The organism is Verminephrobacter aporrectodeae subsp. tuberculatae At4 (assembly GCF_000193225.1).
Lineage (GTDB): Bacteria > Pseudomonadota > Gammaproteobacteria > Burkholderiales > Burkholderiaceae_C > Acidovorax > Acidovorax aporrectodeae.
Genome location: NZ_AFAL01000837.1, coordinates 1 through 639 on the forward strand (window position 1 = coordinate 1; position 639 = coordinate 639).

The following is a 639-nucleotide window of genomic DNA, read 5'->3' on the forward strand; positions in this document are numbered from 1 at the left end:
TGGACCCCAGCGACATCGTGTGCACGAGCGGCACGCTGAGTCCCCCCACGGCCAACACCGAGCGCACGGTCTGGATAGCGACATTCACGCCCACGGCCAACGTCAGCGCCGGGGAAAATACCATCCGCGTCAACCTCGCCGGCGTAACCAACGACGCAGGCAACGCCGGGACCGGCAGCGCCAGCAGCGCCAACTACAGCGTGGACACCCGGCCGGCAAACACCACCGGCCCCTCGGCCACCCTCACGCTGGCCGACACCCAGCTGACCGTGGGCGAAACCACAACAGTCACCATCGCCTTCAACGAGCCCGTCACCGACTTCACGCGCGACGACCTCGTGCTCAGCAATGCCAACGGCACATTCACCGACCCCACGACGAATGACCAAGGCAGAACCTGGACGGCGACATTCACCCCCACGGCCGGCGTCGAGAACGGCAGCAACACCATCAGCGTGAACCAGGAGGGCGTGCGCAACGCCGCAGGCCGCGCCGGCACCGGCCACGCCCATAGCGCCCGCTACCAAATCGACACCCGGGCCCCGGTGCTCGCCAGCGCCACGGTGAACGCGAGCCAGCTGGTGCTGCGCTACACCGAGGGGACCAGCCTGGACGCGGCGCATATCCCGCCCACCACGG

Annotated in this window: 1 protein-coding gene; it reads left to right on the forward strand. The window is 68.5% G+C overall.

Annotated elements, in window-relative coordinates; genetic code table 11:
* Positions 1-639: Ig-like domain-containing protein (locus VTU_RS29545; RefSeq protein ID WP_010108945.1), on the forward strand; the 639-nt coding region annotated here is incomplete at both ends.